Genomic DNA, 16,064 nt, shown 5'->3' with positions numbered 1-16,064 from the left:
GGCTTGCTCGCGAATGCAGTGGATCAGTCACCAGATGCATTGACTGACACACCGCATTCGCGAGCAAGCCCGCTCCCACATGGAATTGCGTATGCCTGGGCTAGTTCACCGTCAGAATCGGGCTACCCAACTTCTCCAGCAACGTCGCCTGCGCGCTGCGCGGGTTCTGGTTGCCGGTCGGGGTGTTACGCACGTAGCGCCCATCCGACTGCAGGCTCCAGCTATGGGTGTTGTCGGTCAGGTAGCTTTCCAGCTCCTTCTTGACCCGCATGATCAGCTTCTTGCCTTCCACCGGGAAGCAGGTCTCCACGCGCTTGTCGAGGTTGCGCTCCATCCAGTCGGCACTGGAGAGGAACATCTGCTCTTCGCCGCCGTTGAGGAAGTAGAACACGCGTGTGTGCTCCAGGAAGCGGCCGATGATCGAGCGCACGTGGATGTTATGCGACACGCCCACAATGCCGGGGCGCAGGCAGCACATGCCACGCACCACCAGGTCGATGCGCACACCGGACTGGCTGGCCTTGTACAGCGCGCGGATGATCTTCGGGTCGGTCAGCGAGTTGAACTTGGCGATGATGTGCGCCGGTTTGCCGTCGAGGGCAAACTGGGTCTCACGGGCAATCATGTCGAGCATGCCCTTCTTGAGCGTGAACGGCGCGTGCAACAGCTTCTTCATGCGCAGAGTCTTGCCCATGCCGATCAACTGGCTGAACAACTTGCCGACGTCTTCGCACAGCGCGTCGTCGGACGTCAGCAAGCTGTAATCGGTGTAGAGCTTGGCGTTGCCGGCGTGATAGTTGCCGGTGCCCAAGTGGGCGTAGCGCACGATCTCACCGGCTTCACGGCGCAGGATCAGCATCATCTTGGCATGGGTCTTGAAGCCGACCACGCCGTAGATCACCACCGCACCGGCCGCTTGCAGGCGGCTGGCCAGTTGCAGGTTGGACTCTTCGTCGAAACGCGCACGCAACTCGATCACCGCGGTGACTTCCTTGCCATTACGTGCCGCATCCACCAGCGCATCGACGATTTCCGAGTTGGCACCGCTGCGGTACAGGGTCTGGCGCACGGCCAGGACATGCGGGTCTTTGGCAGCCTGGCGCAACAGGTCGACCACCGGGGTGAACGACTCGAAGGGGTGCAGCAGCAGGATGTCCTGCTTGCTCACCACGCTGAAGATGTTCTCGCTGTTTTGCAAAAGTTTCGGGATCTGCGGGGTGAACGGCTTGTATTGCAGCTCAGGATGGCTGTCCAAGCCGGTGATGCTGAACAGGCGCGTCAGGTTTACGGGGCCATTGACTTGGTACAGCTCCGATTCTGCCAGGTTGAACTGCTTGAGCAGGTAGTCCGACAGATGTTTCGGGCAGGTGTCCGCCACTTCCAGGCGCACCGCGTCGCCGTAGCGCCGCGAGAACAGTTCGCCGCGCAGGGCACGGGCCAAGTCTTCGACGTCTTCGGAGTCCAACGCCAGGTCGGCGTTACGAGTCAGGCGGAACTGGTAGCAGCCCTTGACCTTCATGCCCTGGAACAGGTCATCGGCGTGCGCGTGGATCATCGACGACAGGAATACATAGTTGTCGCCAGCGCCCCCTACCTCTTCCGGTACCTTGATGATCCGAGGCAACAGACGCGGCGCCGGGATGATCGCCAGGCCCGAATCGCGGCCGAAAGCGTCGATACCTTCGAGTTCGACGATGAAGTTGAGGCTCTTGTTCACCAGCAAGGGGAACGGGTGCGTCGGGTCGAGGCCGATAGGCGTGATGATCGGCGAAATCTCGTCCCGGAAGTAACGGCGCACCCAGGTCTTGATCTTGGCGGTCCAGTGACGACGACGAATGAAGCGGACCTGATGCTTTTCCAGCTCCGGCAGCAGGATGTCATTGAGGATCGCGTACTGGCGGTCCACATGGCCGTGTACCAGCTCACTGATGCGCGCGAGGGCCTGGTGCGGTTGCAGGCCGTCGGCACCGGCTTGTTCACGGGCGAAGGTGATCTGCTTCTTGAGGCCGGCAACACGGATCTCGAAGAACTCGTCCAGGTTGCTGGAGAAAATCAGCAGGAATTTCAGCCGTTCCAGCAAGGGGTAGGACTCATCCAGCGCCTGCTCGAGCACGCGGATGTTGAATTGCAGTTGTGACAACTCGCGGTGGATGTACAGGCTGCTGTCATCCAGGTTGGTGACCACTGGCACTGGCGCCGGCGCAGGTGCTTCGGCCACCACCGCAGGCGGTGCAGGCTCCAGCTCCGGCGGGGTCTGGGCGGCTTGTTCAACCACCGGGTGAGCGTCTTTTACGGCAACTTCTGAGAGTCCTTCGGTATTCATCGAGTGTTCCTGTGAGGGCTATTGTTGCTCTCTAAGCAATTGGGCGGCGCGGGCGGCGAAGTAGGTCAGAATGCCATCAGCGCCGGCACGTTTAAAGGCAGTCAGGGATTCGAGGATCACCCCTTCACTCAACCAACCATTCTGGATTGCCGCCATGTGCATGGCGTATTCACCGCTGACCTGATAGACAAAGGTCGGCACTTTGAATTCCTCTTTGACCCGGTAAAGAATGTCCAGGTAAGGCATCCCCGGCTTGACCATCACCATATCGGCGCCTTCGGCCAGGTCGGCGGCCACTTCGTGCAGGGCTTCCTGGCTGTTGGCCGGGTCCATCTGGTACGAGGCCTTGTTGGCCTTGCCCAGGTTCAGCGCCGAGCCTACCGCATCGCGGAATGGGCCGTAGTAGGCGCTGGCGTATTTGGCCGAGTAGGCCATGATCCGCACATTGACGTGACCGGCCAGCTCAAGGGCTTCGCGAATCGCCTGGATGCGCCCGTCCATCATGTCCGACGGTGCAACCACCTGGGCGCCCGCAGCCGCGTGGGACAACGCCTGCTTGACCAGTGCATCGACGGTGATGTCGTTCTGAACATAACCGTCTTCGTCAAGAATGCCATCCTGGCCGTGGGTGGTGAAAGGGTCCAGGGCCACGTCGGTGATCACGCCCAGCTCCGGGAAACGCTCGCGCAGGGCACGGGTGGCACGCTGGGCAATCCCCTGGGGGTTCCAGGCTTCGGCGGCGTCCAGGGTCTTGAGTTCGGCCGGGGTCACCGGGAACAGCGCCAGCGCCGGGATGCCCAATTCGACCCACTTCGCCGCCTCTTCAAGCAACAGGTCAATGGTCAGACGCTCCACACCCGGCATCGACGCCACCGCTTCCCGGCGATTTTCACCGTCGAGCACGAAAACCGGCAGGATCAGATCATTCGTGGTCAGTACATTTTCACGTACCAGGCGACGAGAAAAATCATCACGACGATTGCGACGCAGACGGGTGGCGGGGAACAGGCGATTGGCAGGGGTAAAGCTCACGACAGACTCCTGAGCCCGTGTTTACGGGCGAGCGTTGCAGTTATAAGCGGCCATTATGACGAATGAATGACAGTTGTGCTTATCGACACGACCTGTAGTCCCATTCGTCATTTGCGTAGGAATTGTTCACTTCGTGACACATCTCGATACTTTCATGAATCTTCGTGAAGGCGTAGGCTGCGCGTTCATTTCGCCAGCACCCTAGACCATGCTTCAACAATTTCTGCATGACTTCGGCTACTTTGCCCTCTTTCTCGGCACGTTCTTTGAAGGCGAGACCATCCTTGTACTCGCAGGCTTCCTGGCGTTCCGTGGCTACATGGATATCAACCTGGTGGTGGTCGTTGCCTTTTTTGGCAGCTACGCCGGCGACCAGCTCTGGTACTACATGGGGCGCAAGCACGGCCGCAAGTTGCTGGCGCGCAAGCCGCGCTGGCAACTGATGGGCGACAAGGCACTGGAACATATCCGCAAGCATCCGGATATCTGGGTATTGAGTTTCCGCTTCGTATACGGCTTGCGCACGGTGATGCCCGTGGCGATTGGCCTGTCTGGCTACCCACCGTTGCGCTACCTGGTTCTGAACGGTATTGGCGCGGCGATCTGGGCCGCGGCACTGGGGGCGGCAGCCTATCACTTCGGCGCGGTGCTGGAAGGGATGCTCGGCAGCGTCAAGAAATACGAGTTGTGGGTATTGGGCGCCTTGCTGGTGCTGGGCTTTGGCCTGTGGCTGCGCCGTCGCTTCAAGAATGCCCGCATCGCCCGCCAAGCCTGTGCCGAGGCCAAGGCTCGGCTGGCTAACGAGCCAGCCTCGGTCGAAACGCCTAAGACACCAGCCGAGTAAGCCGGCTTCTGCAACAGTAGAGGCCGATGATGCTGAGCAGGCTGTAACTCGCCAGGCCCAGCCAGCCCAGGTTGCTGGCGGGCCACAACCCCACCAGCGGCGCCAGCCATACCAACGGAACATTCAGCGCCAGGCGCGCCAGCTCGGCCTTCAGCGCCCATGGGCGATTCTCCAGCGCCACGCCCAGGGTAAACAACCCCAGCGCCATCGTGCCCCAGCCAAGGACCAGCGCCGTGGAGGGCAAGCCCTCACCGAAATTCATCAGATAGCTGCCAAACCCTACATAGGCCGCAAACTGCAAGGCGATGTAGACCTGTTGGCGCACATCCAGCGGGACCTCGAATTTGCGGAACTGACTCAGGTCCGGCTTGGCCATCGGGTACTTGGCCTTGACGTCCGCCGGGCGCCAGCCGGTGCGCATGAACCAGATACGCAGCTTGTCCCACCAACGCTCAGTACGCCGGGCGTCACTCCAGAGTTGCGCATAAAACTGCAGGTTGGCCCACAGCGGGTTCCAGCTGGCCAAGGGTGTGGTCACACCGAAAATCACCGGTTCGTTATCGTCTTCCTCCTGGAAGGTACCGAACAGTCGGTCCCAAATAATGAACACCCCGCCGTAGTTGCGATCCATGTAGAGAGCGTTCTGCGCATGGTGGGCCCGATGATTGGACGGTGTGACGAAAAACCATTCGAACCAGCCAAGCTTGGGAACATGGCGTGTATGGACCCAGAATTGATAAAGCAGGTTGAGCGACGCCACGCTGATAAACACCACCAGCGGCACACCAACCACCGCCAGGGGCAAGTAGAAGATCCAGCTCAGCAGGAAACCGGTGCTGGTCTGGCGCAAAGCGGTGCTGAGGTTGTAGTCCTCGCTCTGGTGATGCACCGAATGCGCGGCCCACAGGATGTTGCGCTCATGACCCATGCGGTGCAGCCAGTAGTAGCAGAAGTCATAGAACACAAAGGCAAACACCCAGGTCCAGGCACTCTGGGCCGACAATTCGAACAGCGCCAGGTGCTTGAGGGCGAACGCGTAGGTCAGCAGGCCCACGCCCTTGGTGAGCAAGCCAGTGGTGGTGGACAGCACTCCGGTGCTGAGGCTGTTGATGGCATCCGCCACTCGGTAGTTGCGCACGCCACGCCAACGGTCGGCCAGCAACTCCACCACGATCAGGGCAATAAAAAACGGTACTGCGTAAGGCACAAAGTCCATGGGCTAGTCCGGCCTATTTTTGTTACATCAAGATTAGGTGCAGCGACGTGAGTTCCCATTGGCAAGAGGTTACAAATTAGTAGACATTTAACGCCATGAATCAGGAGAAATGCCCATGAGCAAAAAGATTGCAGTGATCCTTTCCGGCTGTGGCGTGTACGACGGCGCAGAGATCCATGAAAGCGTGATCACCCTGCTGCGCCTGGACCAGCGCGGCGCTCAAGTGGAATGCTTTGCACCCGACGTAGCGCAGTTGCACGTGATCAACCACCTCACGGGCGAGGAAATGCCCGAATCGCGCAATGTGCTGGTGGAATCCGCGCGCATCGCTCGAGGCGCCGTGAAGGATATTGGCCAAGCCAACGCCGCAGACTTTGACGCGCTGATCGTGCCGGGCGGTTTTGGCGCGGCCAAGAACCTGTCGAACTTTGCCGTGGAAGGCGCAGGCTGCAGCATCAACCCCCAGCTGCTGGCACTGGCTGAAGCCTTTGCCGAAGCGGGCAAGCCGGTGGGTTTGATCTGCATTTCGCCGGCCCTGGCCGCCAAGATCTACGGCCCTGGCGTGACCTGCACCATCGGCAACGATGCCAGCACCGCCGCAGCCTTGGACAAGATGGGCGCCACCCACGTCGAATGCACCGTGGAGGACATCGTCGAGGACCAGGCGCGCAAGCTGGTGAGTACACCGGCCTACATGCTGGGCAAGAACATCAGCGAGGTGGCGTCCGGCATCAACAAGCTGGTGGATCGGGTGCTGGAGTTGACCCACGAGAACGACTGATGGGGATGCGGCTGTGGCGAGGGAGCTTGCTCCCGCTGGGTGGCGAAGCCACCCCATCTAAGCTGACGCGGTGATTCAGATAAAACACTGACGACGGCTTTGGGGCTGCTACGCAGCCCAGCGGGAGCAAGCTCCCTCGCCACAGGTCAGGCTGGCTTCATCAAGCGGGTAAGGATTCGGTCCAGCGCATTGGCAAACGCCTGCTTGTCCTTTTCGCTGTGGGGCGGCGGGCCGCCGCCCATCTGGCCTTGCTCGCGCAGGTCGGTAAACAGGTTACGCACCGCCAACCGCTCGCTCATGTTCGCCGGGCTGAATTCCTTGCCACGCGGGTCAAGGGCCGTCACGCCCTTCTTCACCAGGCGGTCGGCCAAGGGCACGTCGCTGCAAATCACCAGTTCGCCAGGCACGGCGTGCTCCACCAGGTAATCATCAGCGGCATCCGGCCCGCTGGGCACTACGATCAACTTCACACAGGCAAAGCTCGGTTTGATCTGGCTTTGCCCTGCCACCAGCACCACCTCAAACTGGCGCTTGAGGGCGAACTTCACCACTTGGTCCTTGGCCGCCCGAGGGCAGGCGTCGGCGTCGATCCACACGCGCATGCTACGCCGCCACCCGGCGCTTTTCGGTCAGGCGGCTACGGCCATACAACCCCACAATCGCCAGGATCGCCACGGCCTGTGCCCCCAGCGAGTACGCATCGGCGTGGATGCCCAGCCAGTCGAAGTCAAAGAACGCCACCGGCCGCGTGCCGAAGATGCCTGCTTCCTGCAAGGCTTTCACACCATGCCCGGCGAACACCACCGACAGCGCACACAGCAACGCGGCGTTGATGCCGAAGAACAGCGCCAGGGGCAACTTCGCCGAACCGCGCAGGATCACCCAGGCCAGGCCCACCAGCAGCACCAGCGCCGTGGCACCACCGGCCAGCACGGCGTTGTGCCCGGCAGGGCCGGCCTGCAGCCACAGGGTTTCGTAAAACAGGATCACTTCGAACAGCTCGCGATACACCGAGAAGAACGCCAGCACGGCAAAACCGAAACGCCCACCGCCGCCCACCAGGCTGCTCTTGATGTAGTCCTGCCAAGCCGCCGCGTGACGCCGGTCGTGCATCCACACGCCGAGCCATAGCACCATGACACTGGCAAACAACGCCGTGCAGCCTTCAAGCAATTCACGCTGGGCACCGCTGACGTCAATGACATAGGCCGCCAAGGCCCAGGTACCCAAACCTGCCAACAGCGCCAGGCCCCAGCCGACGTTGACGCTGCGCACCGCCGATTGCTGGCCGGTGTTACGCAGGAAGGCGAGGATCGCGGCCAGCACCAGAATCGCTTCCAGGCCTTCACGCAGCAGGATCAGCAAGCCGGAGATATAGCTCAACGACCAGCTCAGGCCATCGCCGCCCAGCAAACCAGCCGATTCAGTGAGTTTGCCTTTGGCTGCATCCAAGCGCTGCTGCACCTGCTCGATAGGCAAGCCGTCCTGCAACGATTGCCGATAGGCCATCAGGGCCTTCTCGGTGTCTTTGCGCACATTGGCATCGACGTTATCCAGGGAGCTTTCCACCAGCTCGAAGCCTTCCAGGTAGGCAGCGACGGATAGATCGTAAGCCTGCTCGTGGTCGCCGTTGCGGAACGCCGCGAGGCTCTTGTCCAGGGTGGCGGCAGTGTAGTCGAGCAACTGCGCGGGGCCACGCTGAACCTGCGGCGGCTGTGCACGCTGGGCGCGGAACGTCGCCGCAGCGCCAGGGCCGTCAGCGGCGAGCACTTCATTGGGGGTCTGGCGCGCCAGGTCGGCAAGGTTGAACGTCTGCTCGCCTTTGGCAGCGGCCGGGTCGGCCGTGAAGCCGGCGATATAGGTTGCCAGGTCCCAACGCTGGCGGTCGTCCAGTTGGTCAGCGAACGACGGCATGTCGGTGCCTTCAACGCCCAGGCCGAGGGTGTTGTAGATCGCGTAGAGGCTCAGGCGGTCCAGGCGCGTTGCATCGCGCAGGTTAGCGGGGGGCGGCGTCATGCCCATGCCTGCCGGGCCATCGCCGGCGCCCGCTGTGCCGTGGCACACGGAACAATGCTGGGCGTAGAGCGGCGCGCCGCGCGTCGGGTCCGGCGTAATGGCCGGGGCCTGGCTGACTTCATACGCCACGGCCAGCTTGGCGCCCAATTGACGGGCCTGGCGGGCAACGCTCGCGCCGTCCTGGTGGGCAGTGACCGCGGCCAGCAGCTCATCAACGCCCTTTACCAGCTCGGCGCGCTCAGGCTTGTCCGGCAAATCCGCCACCAGCCCCTGCAATACCCCGAGAAACTCCACTTGTTCGCGGTATTCCGAATCATCCACCACCTTGCCCGCTTCTACCGTCGGCGGGTAGTCGGCGCCAATGTAGTCGAGCAAATGCAGGGCTTGCGGCGCGCCCTCGGCGGTCGCGGCCGACAGATTGAGGCTGCACGACAGCAATGCCGGCAACAGCAGCCAGGCGAGAAAGCGGAAAGGGGCGGTCATGAATGAATCTCAAGTGGAAATACGAAGTAACACTATTGTTGAGCTTTAATGGATTCGACTCAAGGTGTTATTTCATATCACCCTAAAACCAATGTGGGAGCGGGCTTGCTCGCGAATGCGGTGCTTCAGTCACTATTTTCTTTGACTGATACACCGTATTCGCGAGCAAGCCCGCTCCCACATTTTTGAGCCAGTCGCTTGGTCAGGCCGTGGCGCGATGCAGGCTGGCAAGGAAACCGGCAGCGCCGACAAACAAGCCAGCAAAGGTGCGGTTTACACGTTTCTGTTGTTTAGGCGTACGCAACAGACGCAAGACTTTCGAGGCCAAACCTGTGTAACCCGCCATCACGATCATATCGACGCTGATCATGGTCGCACCAAGGATCAGGTACTGGATCAACAACGGCGCCTGCGGGTTCACGAACTGCGGCAGCACCGCCAGCATGAATACCAGCGCCTTGGGGTTGCTGGCGTTGACCAGAAAGCCGCGGAACATCATCGCCATCGGTTTGCCGATCGGGCGTACGGCGGCGTCATCGGTCATGTCCATTGGCAACGCGCGCCATTGCTTGATGGCCAGGTACACAAGGTAGGCCACGCCGAACCATTTGATCGCATAGAACGCGGTGGACGATGCCGCCAAAATGGCACCCAGGCCACCCGCTACCACTGCAATCTGCATCGCCAGGCCAAGTTGTAGGCCGATAGCGTTCCAGTAGCCACGCACAAAACCGTACTGTAGGCCGCTAGACATCGAGGCGATGGCACCGGCGCCAGGAGAAAGGGAGATGATCCAACTGGCCAGGAAAAAGGCCAGCCATGTATCGAGAGCCATTGCACACCTCGTAAGGGAGTTAGCGGTTGTGCCTTAAGCTAACTCCAGCGACCAAAGGCTGGCTATAGATATTTACAAGATGTAAACGCTAGCGGTCGCCCGGAAATACGTGGGTTCCCGGCCAACGTCGCACCGAACGCTGGAAGAACAGACTATTGGGCACCTGCACCATCGCGCTGTTGGTCCCGGCTTCCTCGACTTCGATCAGCGTGGTGTAGAGCAAGTTGATCGCCACGACTCGGCCCTTCACGCCCGGCTTGTCGACGGTGTCCACCAACTCGACGATATCACCCAGGCGAAACGGCCCGACGGTAAAGATCAGGATTGCGCACAACAGGTTGGACAGCACCGACCACATGGCGAAGAACGCCACGGCCGCCACCGCGACAAAGCCCGACAAGGCCGTCCACAACACCGTGGCCGACACACCCAGGCGGCCCAATACAAAGATCAGCGCACTGCCCATGATCAGCCAGCGCAAGCCACCGCGCAGGGGCATCAACAATTGCGGCGGAAACGGGTAGCGCTCACCCAGGCGTGTCAGGCCTTTGGCGACAAAGCGCTGGGCCAGGTAGCCGGCCAGCAGGATCAGCAGGATTTGCACGCCAATCCAGATGGGCTCGATCCATTGCACCGGGACTGGCAATTGCAACGCTTCCATCAGGACAGCGCCTCCAGCTCCGCTTGCAGGGTTTCGAGCAATTCGAGGGCCTCCATCCAGGTTTCCTCCAGTTGCCCCTCGCGCACCTTGAGCTTGGCCTGTTCGGCCAGCAGGTCACGCAGCTCGTCCTTGCGCGCCGCCTCGTACACGGCGCTGTCGCCCAGGCTGGCTTCGATCTTGGCCAGGCGCTCATGCACCTTGCCCAGTTCGGCTTCCAGCTTGTCGGCCTCACGCTTGTGCGGCGCCAACTGCTGGCGCAGCGCGGCGGCGGCCTGGCGCTGGGCTTTCTTGTCGGTCTTGTCCGGGTTGACCGGCGTGTTGCTGGCCGGCGCATTGCGCAGGCGGTATTCCGTCAGCCAGCGCGCGTAATCGTCCAGGTCGCCGTCGAACTCTTCGACCTTACCGTCGGCCACCAGCAGGAAGTTGTCGGTGGTGCTCTTGAGCAGGTGACGGTCGTGAGACACCACCAATACCGCACCGCTGAATTCCTGCAGGGCCATGGTCAGCGCCAGGCGCATTTCCAGGTCCAGGTGGTTGGTCGGTTCGTCGAGCAGCAACAGGTTCGGGCGATCCCACGCGATCAGGGCCAGGGCCAGTCGGGCTTTTTCGCCACCGGAGAAATTCAGCACAGGTTCGTCAATGCGCGCGCCACGGAAGTCGAAACCGCCAAGGAAGTCGCGCAGGGTCTGCTCGCGCTCGGTCGGCGCCAGGCGTTGCAGGTGCAACAGCGGGCTGGCCTTGGCGTCCAGCGAGTCCAATTGGTGCTGGGCGAAGTAACCCACCACCGTGTTCTCGCCACGGGTCAGGCGGCCGGCCAGCGGCTCAAGCTCACCCGAAAGGTTCTTGATCAGTGTCGACTTGCCTGCGCCGTTCGGGCCGAGCAAACCGATGCGTGCGCCCGGCGTAAGCTGCAGCTTGACCTTCTCCAGGATGGTTTTGTCGCCATAGCCCAGGCGAGCATCCGATAGGTCCAACAGCGGGCTGGAGATCTTCACCGACTCACGGAAGACAAAGTCGAACGGCGAATCGACGTGGGCCGCCGACAGCTCTTCCATGCGCTCCAGGGCCTTGATCCGGCTCTGGGCCTGGCGGGCCTTGGTAGCCTGGGCCTTGAACCTTGCGATGTAGCTTTCCATGTGCGCACGTTGCGCCTGTTGCTTTTCAAAGGCCTGTTGCTGCTGGGCCAGGCGTTCGGCGCGAGCGCGTTCGAACGCGGTATAGCCGCCACGGTACAGAGTGATTTTCTTCTGTTCGACATGGGCGATGTTATCGACCACGGCGTCGAGGAAATCCCGGTCGTGGGAAATCAGCAGCAAGGTGCCCTGGTAACTCTTGAGGAAGTCTTCCAGCCACAGGATCGCATCGAGGTCCAAGTGGTTGGTCGGCTCGTCGAGCAGCAACAGGTCCGAGGGGCACATCAGCGCTTGGGCCAGGTTCAGACGCATACGCCAGCCACCGGAGAAGTCGGCCACCGGACGGTCCATCTGTTCGTTGGTAAACCCAAGGCCAGCGAGCATCTTGCGAGCACGGGCGTCGGCGGTATAGCCGTCGGCGCTGTCCAGCTCCGAGTGCAGGCGCGCCTGTGCGGCACCGTCCTGGGCTTTTTCGGCCTCAGCCAGATCGTGCTGCACCTGGCGCAGGCGCAGGTCGCCATCGAGCACGTAGTCGATGGCGATACGGTCCAGGGTGTCGATCTCCTGGCGCATATGGGCAATGCGCCAGTCGGCCGGCAGCAGGCAGTCCCCCGAATCCGGGGTCAGCTCACCCAGCAACAAGGCGAACAACGTGGATTTGCCGGCGCCGTTGGCACCGATCAGGCCGGCTTTGTGACCGGCGTGCAGGGTCAGCTCGGCGTCTTCAAGAAGACGTTGCGGGCCACGCTGTAATGTTAGGCTTTGAAGTCGGATCATAATGGCGGCGGAGTCTACCAGCTTCGTTGGCCGCTGGCTTGGGTGTGAATATGTGCGCTGACCTGTGGAGCTTTGCCCTTTCGACCTATGCCCGCCCGGGCGTGGAGGCCGCTTGCCTGCGCGTGCAGGAGCAAGGGGCAGACGTGTGCCTGTTGTTGTGTGGTGCGTGGCTGGAATGGCGAGGTGTGGCATATAAGCCCGAACGCGTTCAGGCACTGCAGCAGATTGCCCAGCCGTGGCGGGTGCAGGTTGTCGAACCCTTGCGACAAATGCGCGTGCAATGGCGGGCCTTGGCCCAGCAGGATGCGCAATTGGCATCGCTACGAGAGCAGGTCAAGACACTGGAACTGGAGGCCGAAAGAACGCTGCTGGCGCGCTTGGAAGCGCTGGCGCAGGCATGGCCGATCAATGAGGTGCCGGGTCAGCAAGAATGGCTTGAAGGCCTGGCGACCGAAGCCGCCAACCTTGACCACGACGCGCTGCTGCAATTGCGCGCCATGGCAACCAACACTTAGGAAGCGCTGGTTGGGGTGCTGCTTGGCGCTACCGGTGCAGGGGTGCTGCTGGCCGATGCAGTTGGAGCGGAGGCTGCTGCCGGAGTGGCAGTGGGTGCTGCTGGAGTAGCTGGCTTTGCGGGCGCTGGCTTGGCAGCGGGCTTCGCGGCCGGTTTGGCGGCAGCAGGTTTAGCAACTGGCTTCGCGGCTGGTTTGGCGGCAGCAGGTTTAGCAGCTGGCTTCGCGGCTGGTTTGGCAGCAGCGGGTTTAGCAGCTGGCTTTGCAGCCGGTTTGGCAGCAGCAGGTTTAGCGGCCGGTTTGGCAACTGCCGTTTTAGCGACTGGCTTGGCAGCTGGTTTGGCAGCAGCAGTTTTAGCAGCTGGCTTCGCGGCTGGTTTGGCAGCAGCAGTTTTAGCAGCTGGCTTCGCGGCTGGCTTGGCAGCAGCAGTTTTAGCGGCTGGCTTAGCGGCTGGCTTGGCAGCAGCAGTTTTAGCGGCTGGCTTAGCGGCTGGTTTGGCAGCAGCAGTTTTAGCAGCTGGCTTAGCGGCTGGTTTGGCAGCAGCAGTTTTAGCAGCTGGCTTAGCGGCTGGTTTGGCAGCAGCAGTTTTAGCAGCTGGCTTAGCGGCTGGTTTGGCAGCAGCAGTTTTAGCAGCTGGCTTGGCGGCTGGTTTGGCAGCAGCAGTTTTAGCAACTGGCTTAGCGGCTGGTTTGGCAGCAGCAGTTTTAGCAACTGGCTTGGCGGCTGGTTTGGAAGCAGCGGTTTTAGCGACTGGCTTAGCGGCTACTTTTGCAGGCGCACGAGCACCCAGTGCCTTAGCTACGGCTTCCTTCACACGGCCAACGCCTTGGGCCAGTTTCAGGCTTTCTTGAGCGTCTTTTTTGAGTTGGGAAATATAGCTGCGGGTTTCGGCTTGGCGATCCTTGAGAGCATCCAGCAGCTCTTCAAGTTCTTTGACCGCGCCTTTGGCTTTGGCTTGCGCCTTGGACTTGCCGGCAGTGGCGGCGTCTTGCAGTTTGGTGCGGGACTTGTGCAGTTTTTCTTGCGCTTTACCGCGTTGCTTTTCCAGTTTGGCGAGCAGTTTTTCTGCATCAGCCAAGGCTTGGGAGCACGCGCTTTCCAGATGTTCGAGCAGGCTGCCCGAAAGTTGTTGGAGCAAGTGCAACGGGGTATTTACAGGCTTCTGTTTGGCCGACATGGTTTACCTCCTGGCTGACGTGGGTGCGGCTCATACTAGCCCTCTGCTCTTACCGCCGCTAGGGCATGTTGACAGTATCGTTTGCGTTGCGTTGCAACGTGCGAAAATTCTTATCGATATAACGGAAAACCACGTCACTTTTTACGCAGCCGCACTGGCATAATCCGTCGCACTTTCGCCGGGAGAATGCCCATGTCGCGTTACCTTTTTCTAGTGTTCGGCTTGGCGATCTGCGTGGCCGAAGCAAGCGAGCAACCCTCTTCAAACACCACCGCCGCAACCCCGCACGATCTTGCCTATAGCCTGGGCGCAAGCCTTGGCGAACGGTTGCGCCAGGAAGTCCCCGACCTGCAGATACAGGCCCTGCTCGACGGACTCAAGCAAGCCTACCAAGGCAAGCCACTGGCGCTGGATAACGCGCGCATCGAACAGATCCTCGCGCAGCACGAAGCGCAGAACGCCGCCGACGCCCAACGACCTCAAAGCGAAAAAGCACTCGCTGCCGAGCAGCAATTTCTCTCAAAGGAAAAAGCCACCGTCGGCGTTCGTCAGTTGGCCGATGGGATCCTGCTCACCGAGCTGGCACCGGGCACTGGCAACAAGCCGTTGGCCAGCGATGAAGTGCAGGTGAAATACGTGGGCCGACTGCCTGACGGAACTGTCTTCGACAAAAGTACGCAACCGCAATGGTTTCGCCTCAACAGCGTGATCAGCGGTTGGAGCAGTGCATTGCAACAGATGCCGGTGGGTGCGAAATGGCGGCTGGTGATTCCTTCAGCCCAGGCCTATGGCGCAGACGGCGCAGGTGAGTTGATCCCCCCCTACACGCCGCTGGTGTTCGAAATTGAACTGCTCGGTACTCGCCACTGACCCATAAAAAAACGGTGCGACATGCGCACCGTTTTTTATCTCGCCGCCAAGGGTCAGGCCTGGACAGCAGCCTTTTGTTTGTGGGCCGTGTGCAACACTTCGATCAGGCAATCTTCCAACTCGAAACGCTCATGGAGCAGACCGCCGAGCTCCTTGAATTTTTCAGCAACACACTTGCCTTCATCACACAGATCATTGAAGGCCAGCAGCTTCTCGGTGATCACATCAATGCGCGGGTAAAGGGTTTCGGCCAATTCCAATCCGCGCTTGTCATTGAAGGCTTTCGCTTCGCCGGTCAGTTGCTCATAAACCTCAAAATGACCCGCAGACACGTAGTCCACCAAAGACCCGCAGAATTCTTGCAGAGGCTTTTGCTTCTCAGCCAATGCATCGGGATGGGCACCAAGAGTGTCATAGGCCTGAATCAGTTCGTGGCGCTCCAACAGCCATCTATCGATCAGCTTATGCACCCCACCCCAGCGTTCCTGAGCATTCTGACAACTTTCCAACATGATGATCTCTCTTCCCTATTGGGGCGCCGCAGCTCTGTACCTGCGCAACACTTCAAGGATGAAGCAGCAGACGGACAAGGCCGCGTCTGACAAGCGGTTTGGATAACGCGTGCGGGCCAGATTATGCCCGCATGACTATGGCTTCAAGGTACGCAGGAGAGAATGTTCATACAAGTGTTTAATCCGCTCCTACAACCTGAGTCTAGTTTTCAAGGCGTTGCGAGGCGCAAATGCCTGCCGAACAACAACCGTGACACCTGCATGAACCCCAGGATCAGCATCGCCACGAAGAACAACAGGCTCCACTCAGGCAGGCTCAGGTCAAACAGCGTCCAGTTGATTTCGACACAATCGACCGTGCCATTGAACACCGAGCGCATTGCCTGCCAGACAGACAGGTTTTCAAGCATATGCTGCAGGCTGGGCCAGCAATCCCCGACCTGACTTGCCGGCCTGTTCTGCAACAGCACTTGCCTGCCTGCGGTGATGGCGCCCAGCGACGCACAGGCCATGCTCGCCAGCCCGTAGAGGCAATGGCCGGAACGCCCAGGTCTGTGAAGCGCGGCAATCAGGTTGATCAAGGCAAAAGACGCGAGGAACAGGCGCTGTACCTGGCATAGAAAACAAGGTCGTAGCAGCGCGCCGTATTGAAGGTAGAAAGACGCGCCCAACGTCAGCGCACCCGCCATGAACGCCAGGAAAAACAAAGAGCGTAAAGGGGCCAAAGACATTGTTTATCCGCACTGCAAGAGATAGGTCGCTACGGTAGAGGAAAGGCCCGACCCCTTTCAATACGCCCTAGAGCAGACATTTCCTCGAAAACATAAAGACATCCCGCCACGGGCCCGAGGAAATTCAGTTACAACAAGTAGGAATTAGTAACAAGGCCAG

Annotated in this window: 15 protein-coding genes; 4 read left to right on the top strand and 11 right to left on the bottom strand. The window is 60.5% G+C overall.

The window, feature by feature from the left end; genetic code table 11:
* Positions 1 to 100: 100 nt before the first annotated feature.
* Both ppk1 and hemB read right to left on the bottom strand, forming a co-directional pair.
* Positions 101 to 2,323 carry a polyphosphate kinase 1 gene (gene ppk1, locus GIV35_RS03125; protein ID WP_213152885.1) on the bottom strand — a complete coding sequence of 741 codons (2,223 nt, stop codon included), beginning with the start codon at positions 2,321 to 2,323 and terminating at the stop codon, positions 101 to 103.
* A gap of 18 nt (positions 2,324 to 2,341) precedes the next feature.
* Entirely contained in the window at positions 2,342 to 3,355 is a 1,014-nt protein-coding gene (hemB, locus tag GIV35_RS03120; RefSeq protein ID WP_057975313.1) for a porphobilinogen synthase, read from the bottom strand.
* Positions 3,356 to 3,563: 208 nt separating this feature from the next.
* Here hemB and GIV35_RS03115 point away from each other — a divergent pair, with 208 nt between their 5' ends.
* Positions 3,564 to 4,199 carry a DedA family protein gene (locus tag GIV35_RS03115; protein ID WP_105228929.1) on the top strand — a complete coding sequence of 212 codons (636 nt, stop codon included), beginning with the start codon at positions 3,564 to 3,566 and terminating at the stop codon, positions 4,197 to 4,199.
* Here the strand turns inward: GIV35_RS03115 and GIV35_RS03110 are convergent.
* The gene (locus GIV35_RS03110) at positions 4,180 to 5,415 is read right to left on the bottom strand and encodes a sterol desaturase family protein (protein ID WP_198715841.1); all 1,236 of its coding nucleotides are present in this window, start codon (positions 5,413 to 5,415) and stop codon (positions 4,180 to 4,182) included. The two genes, GIV35_RS03115 and GIV35_RS03110, sit on opposite strands and share 20 nt — an antisense overlap.
* A 115-nt stretch (positions 5,416 to 5,530) precedes the next feature.
* Between GIV35_RS03110 and elbB the strand changes: the two genes are divergently transcribed.
* Complete coding sequence (elbB, locus tag GIV35_RS03105; protein WP_236264313.1) at positions 5,531 to 6,196, top strand: isoprenoid biosynthesis glyoxalase ElbB; 666 nt, start codon at positions 5,531 to 5,533, stop codon at positions 6,194 to 6,196.
* Positions 6,197 to 6,342: 146 nt separating this feature from the next.
* Here elbB and GIV35_RS03100 read toward each other — a convergent pair whose 3' ends face one another.
* From GIV35_RS03100 to abc-f, 5 genes are all read right to left on the bottom strand, one after another.
* Positions 6,343 to 6,798: a YaiI/YqxD family protein gene (locus tag GIV35_RS03100; protein ID WP_105228932.1), complete on the bottom strand. Its 456-nt coding sequence runs from the start codon at positions 6,796 to 6,798 to the stop codon at positions 6,343 to 6,345.
* A 1-nt stretch (position 6,799) separates the two neighbouring features.
* On the bottom strand, positions 6,800 to 8,695 hold the full coding sequence (locus tag GIV35_RS03095; RefSeq protein ID WP_236264314.1) for an FTR1 family protein: 1,896 nt from the start codon (positions 8,693 to 8,695) through the stop codon (positions 6,800 to 6,802).
* Positions 8,696 to 8,897: 202 nt separating this feature from the next.
* Positions 8,898 to 9,530 carry a LysE family transporter gene (locus GIV35_RS03090; protein ID WP_005792425.1) on the bottom strand — a complete coding sequence of 211 codons (633 nt, stop codon included), beginning with the start codon at positions 9,528 to 9,530 and terminating at the stop codon, positions 8,898 to 8,900.
* A gap of 88 nt (positions 9,531 to 9,618) precedes the next feature.
* Positions 9,619 to 10,191, bottom strand: a complete 573-nt coding sequence (locus tag GIV35_RS03085; RefSeq protein WP_105228934.1) for a mechanosensitive ion channel family protein — start codon at positions 10,189 to 10,191, stop codon at positions 9,619 to 9,621.
* Positions 10,191 to 12,101, bottom strand: coding sequence for a ribosomal protection-like ABC-F family protein (abc-f, locus tag GIV35_RS03080; protein WP_014720438.1), 1,911 nt, complete (start codon positions 12,099 to 12,101; stop codon positions 10,191 to 10,193). Before abc-f ends, GIV35_RS03085 begins: the two co-directional genes overlap by 1 nt.
* A 50-nt stretch (positions 12,102 to 12,151) precedes the next feature.
* On the opposite strand from abc-f, the gene GIV35_RS03075 reads away from it, so the two are divergent.
* Positions 12,152 to 12,616: a TIGR02444 family protein gene (locus tag GIV35_RS03075; RefSeq protein ID WP_177430945.1), complete on the top strand. Its 465-nt coding sequence runs from the start codon at positions 12,152 to 12,154 to the stop codon at positions 12,614 to 12,616.
* Here the strand turns inward: GIV35_RS03075 and GIV35_RS03070 are convergent.
* Complete coding sequence (locus tag GIV35_RS03070; protein ID WP_236491365.1) at positions 12,613 to 13,791, bottom strand: AlgP family protein; 1,179 nt, start codon at positions 13,789 to 13,791, stop codon at positions 12,613 to 12,615. The genes GIV35_RS03075 and GIV35_RS03070 overlap by 4 nt on opposite strands.
* 192 nt (positions 13,792 to 13,983) lie before the next feature.
* Here GIV35_RS03070 and GIV35_RS03065 point away from each other — a divergent pair, with 192 nt between their 5' ends.
* Positions 13,984 to 14,661, top strand: a complete 678-nt coding sequence (locus GIV35_RS03065) for an FKBP-type peptidyl-prolyl cis-trans isomerase (protein WP_105228937.1) — start codon at positions 13,984 to 13,986, stop codon at positions 14,659 to 14,661.
* A 53-nt stretch (positions 14,662 to 14,714) separates the two neighbouring features.
* Here GIV35_RS03065 and GIV35_RS03060 read toward each other — a convergent pair whose 3' ends face one another.
* Entirely contained in the window at positions 14,715 to 15,173 is a 459-nt protein-coding gene (locus tag GIV35_RS03060; RefSeq protein WP_034129039.1) for an Rsd/AlgQ family anti-sigma factor, read from the bottom strand.
* 209 nt (positions 15,174 to 15,382) lie between these two features.
* Positions 15,383 to 15,904, bottom strand: coding sequence for a disulfide bond formation protein B (locus tag GIV35_RS03055; protein WP_105228938.1), 522 nt, complete (start codon positions 15,902 to 15,904; stop codon positions 15,383 to 15,385).
* Positions 15,905 to 16,064 lie beyond the last annotated feature (160 nt).

It is taken from the genome of Pseudomonas sp. PA-1-6B (genome assembly GCF_021609545.1).
Lineage (GTDB): Bacteria > Pseudomonadota > Gammaproteobacteria > Pseudomonadales > Pseudomonadaceae > Aquipseudomonas > Aquipseudomonas fluorescens_BV.
The sequence above is the reverse complement of the archived record's forward strand: the minus strand, read 5'-3'. Positions and strand labels throughout refer to the sequence as shown.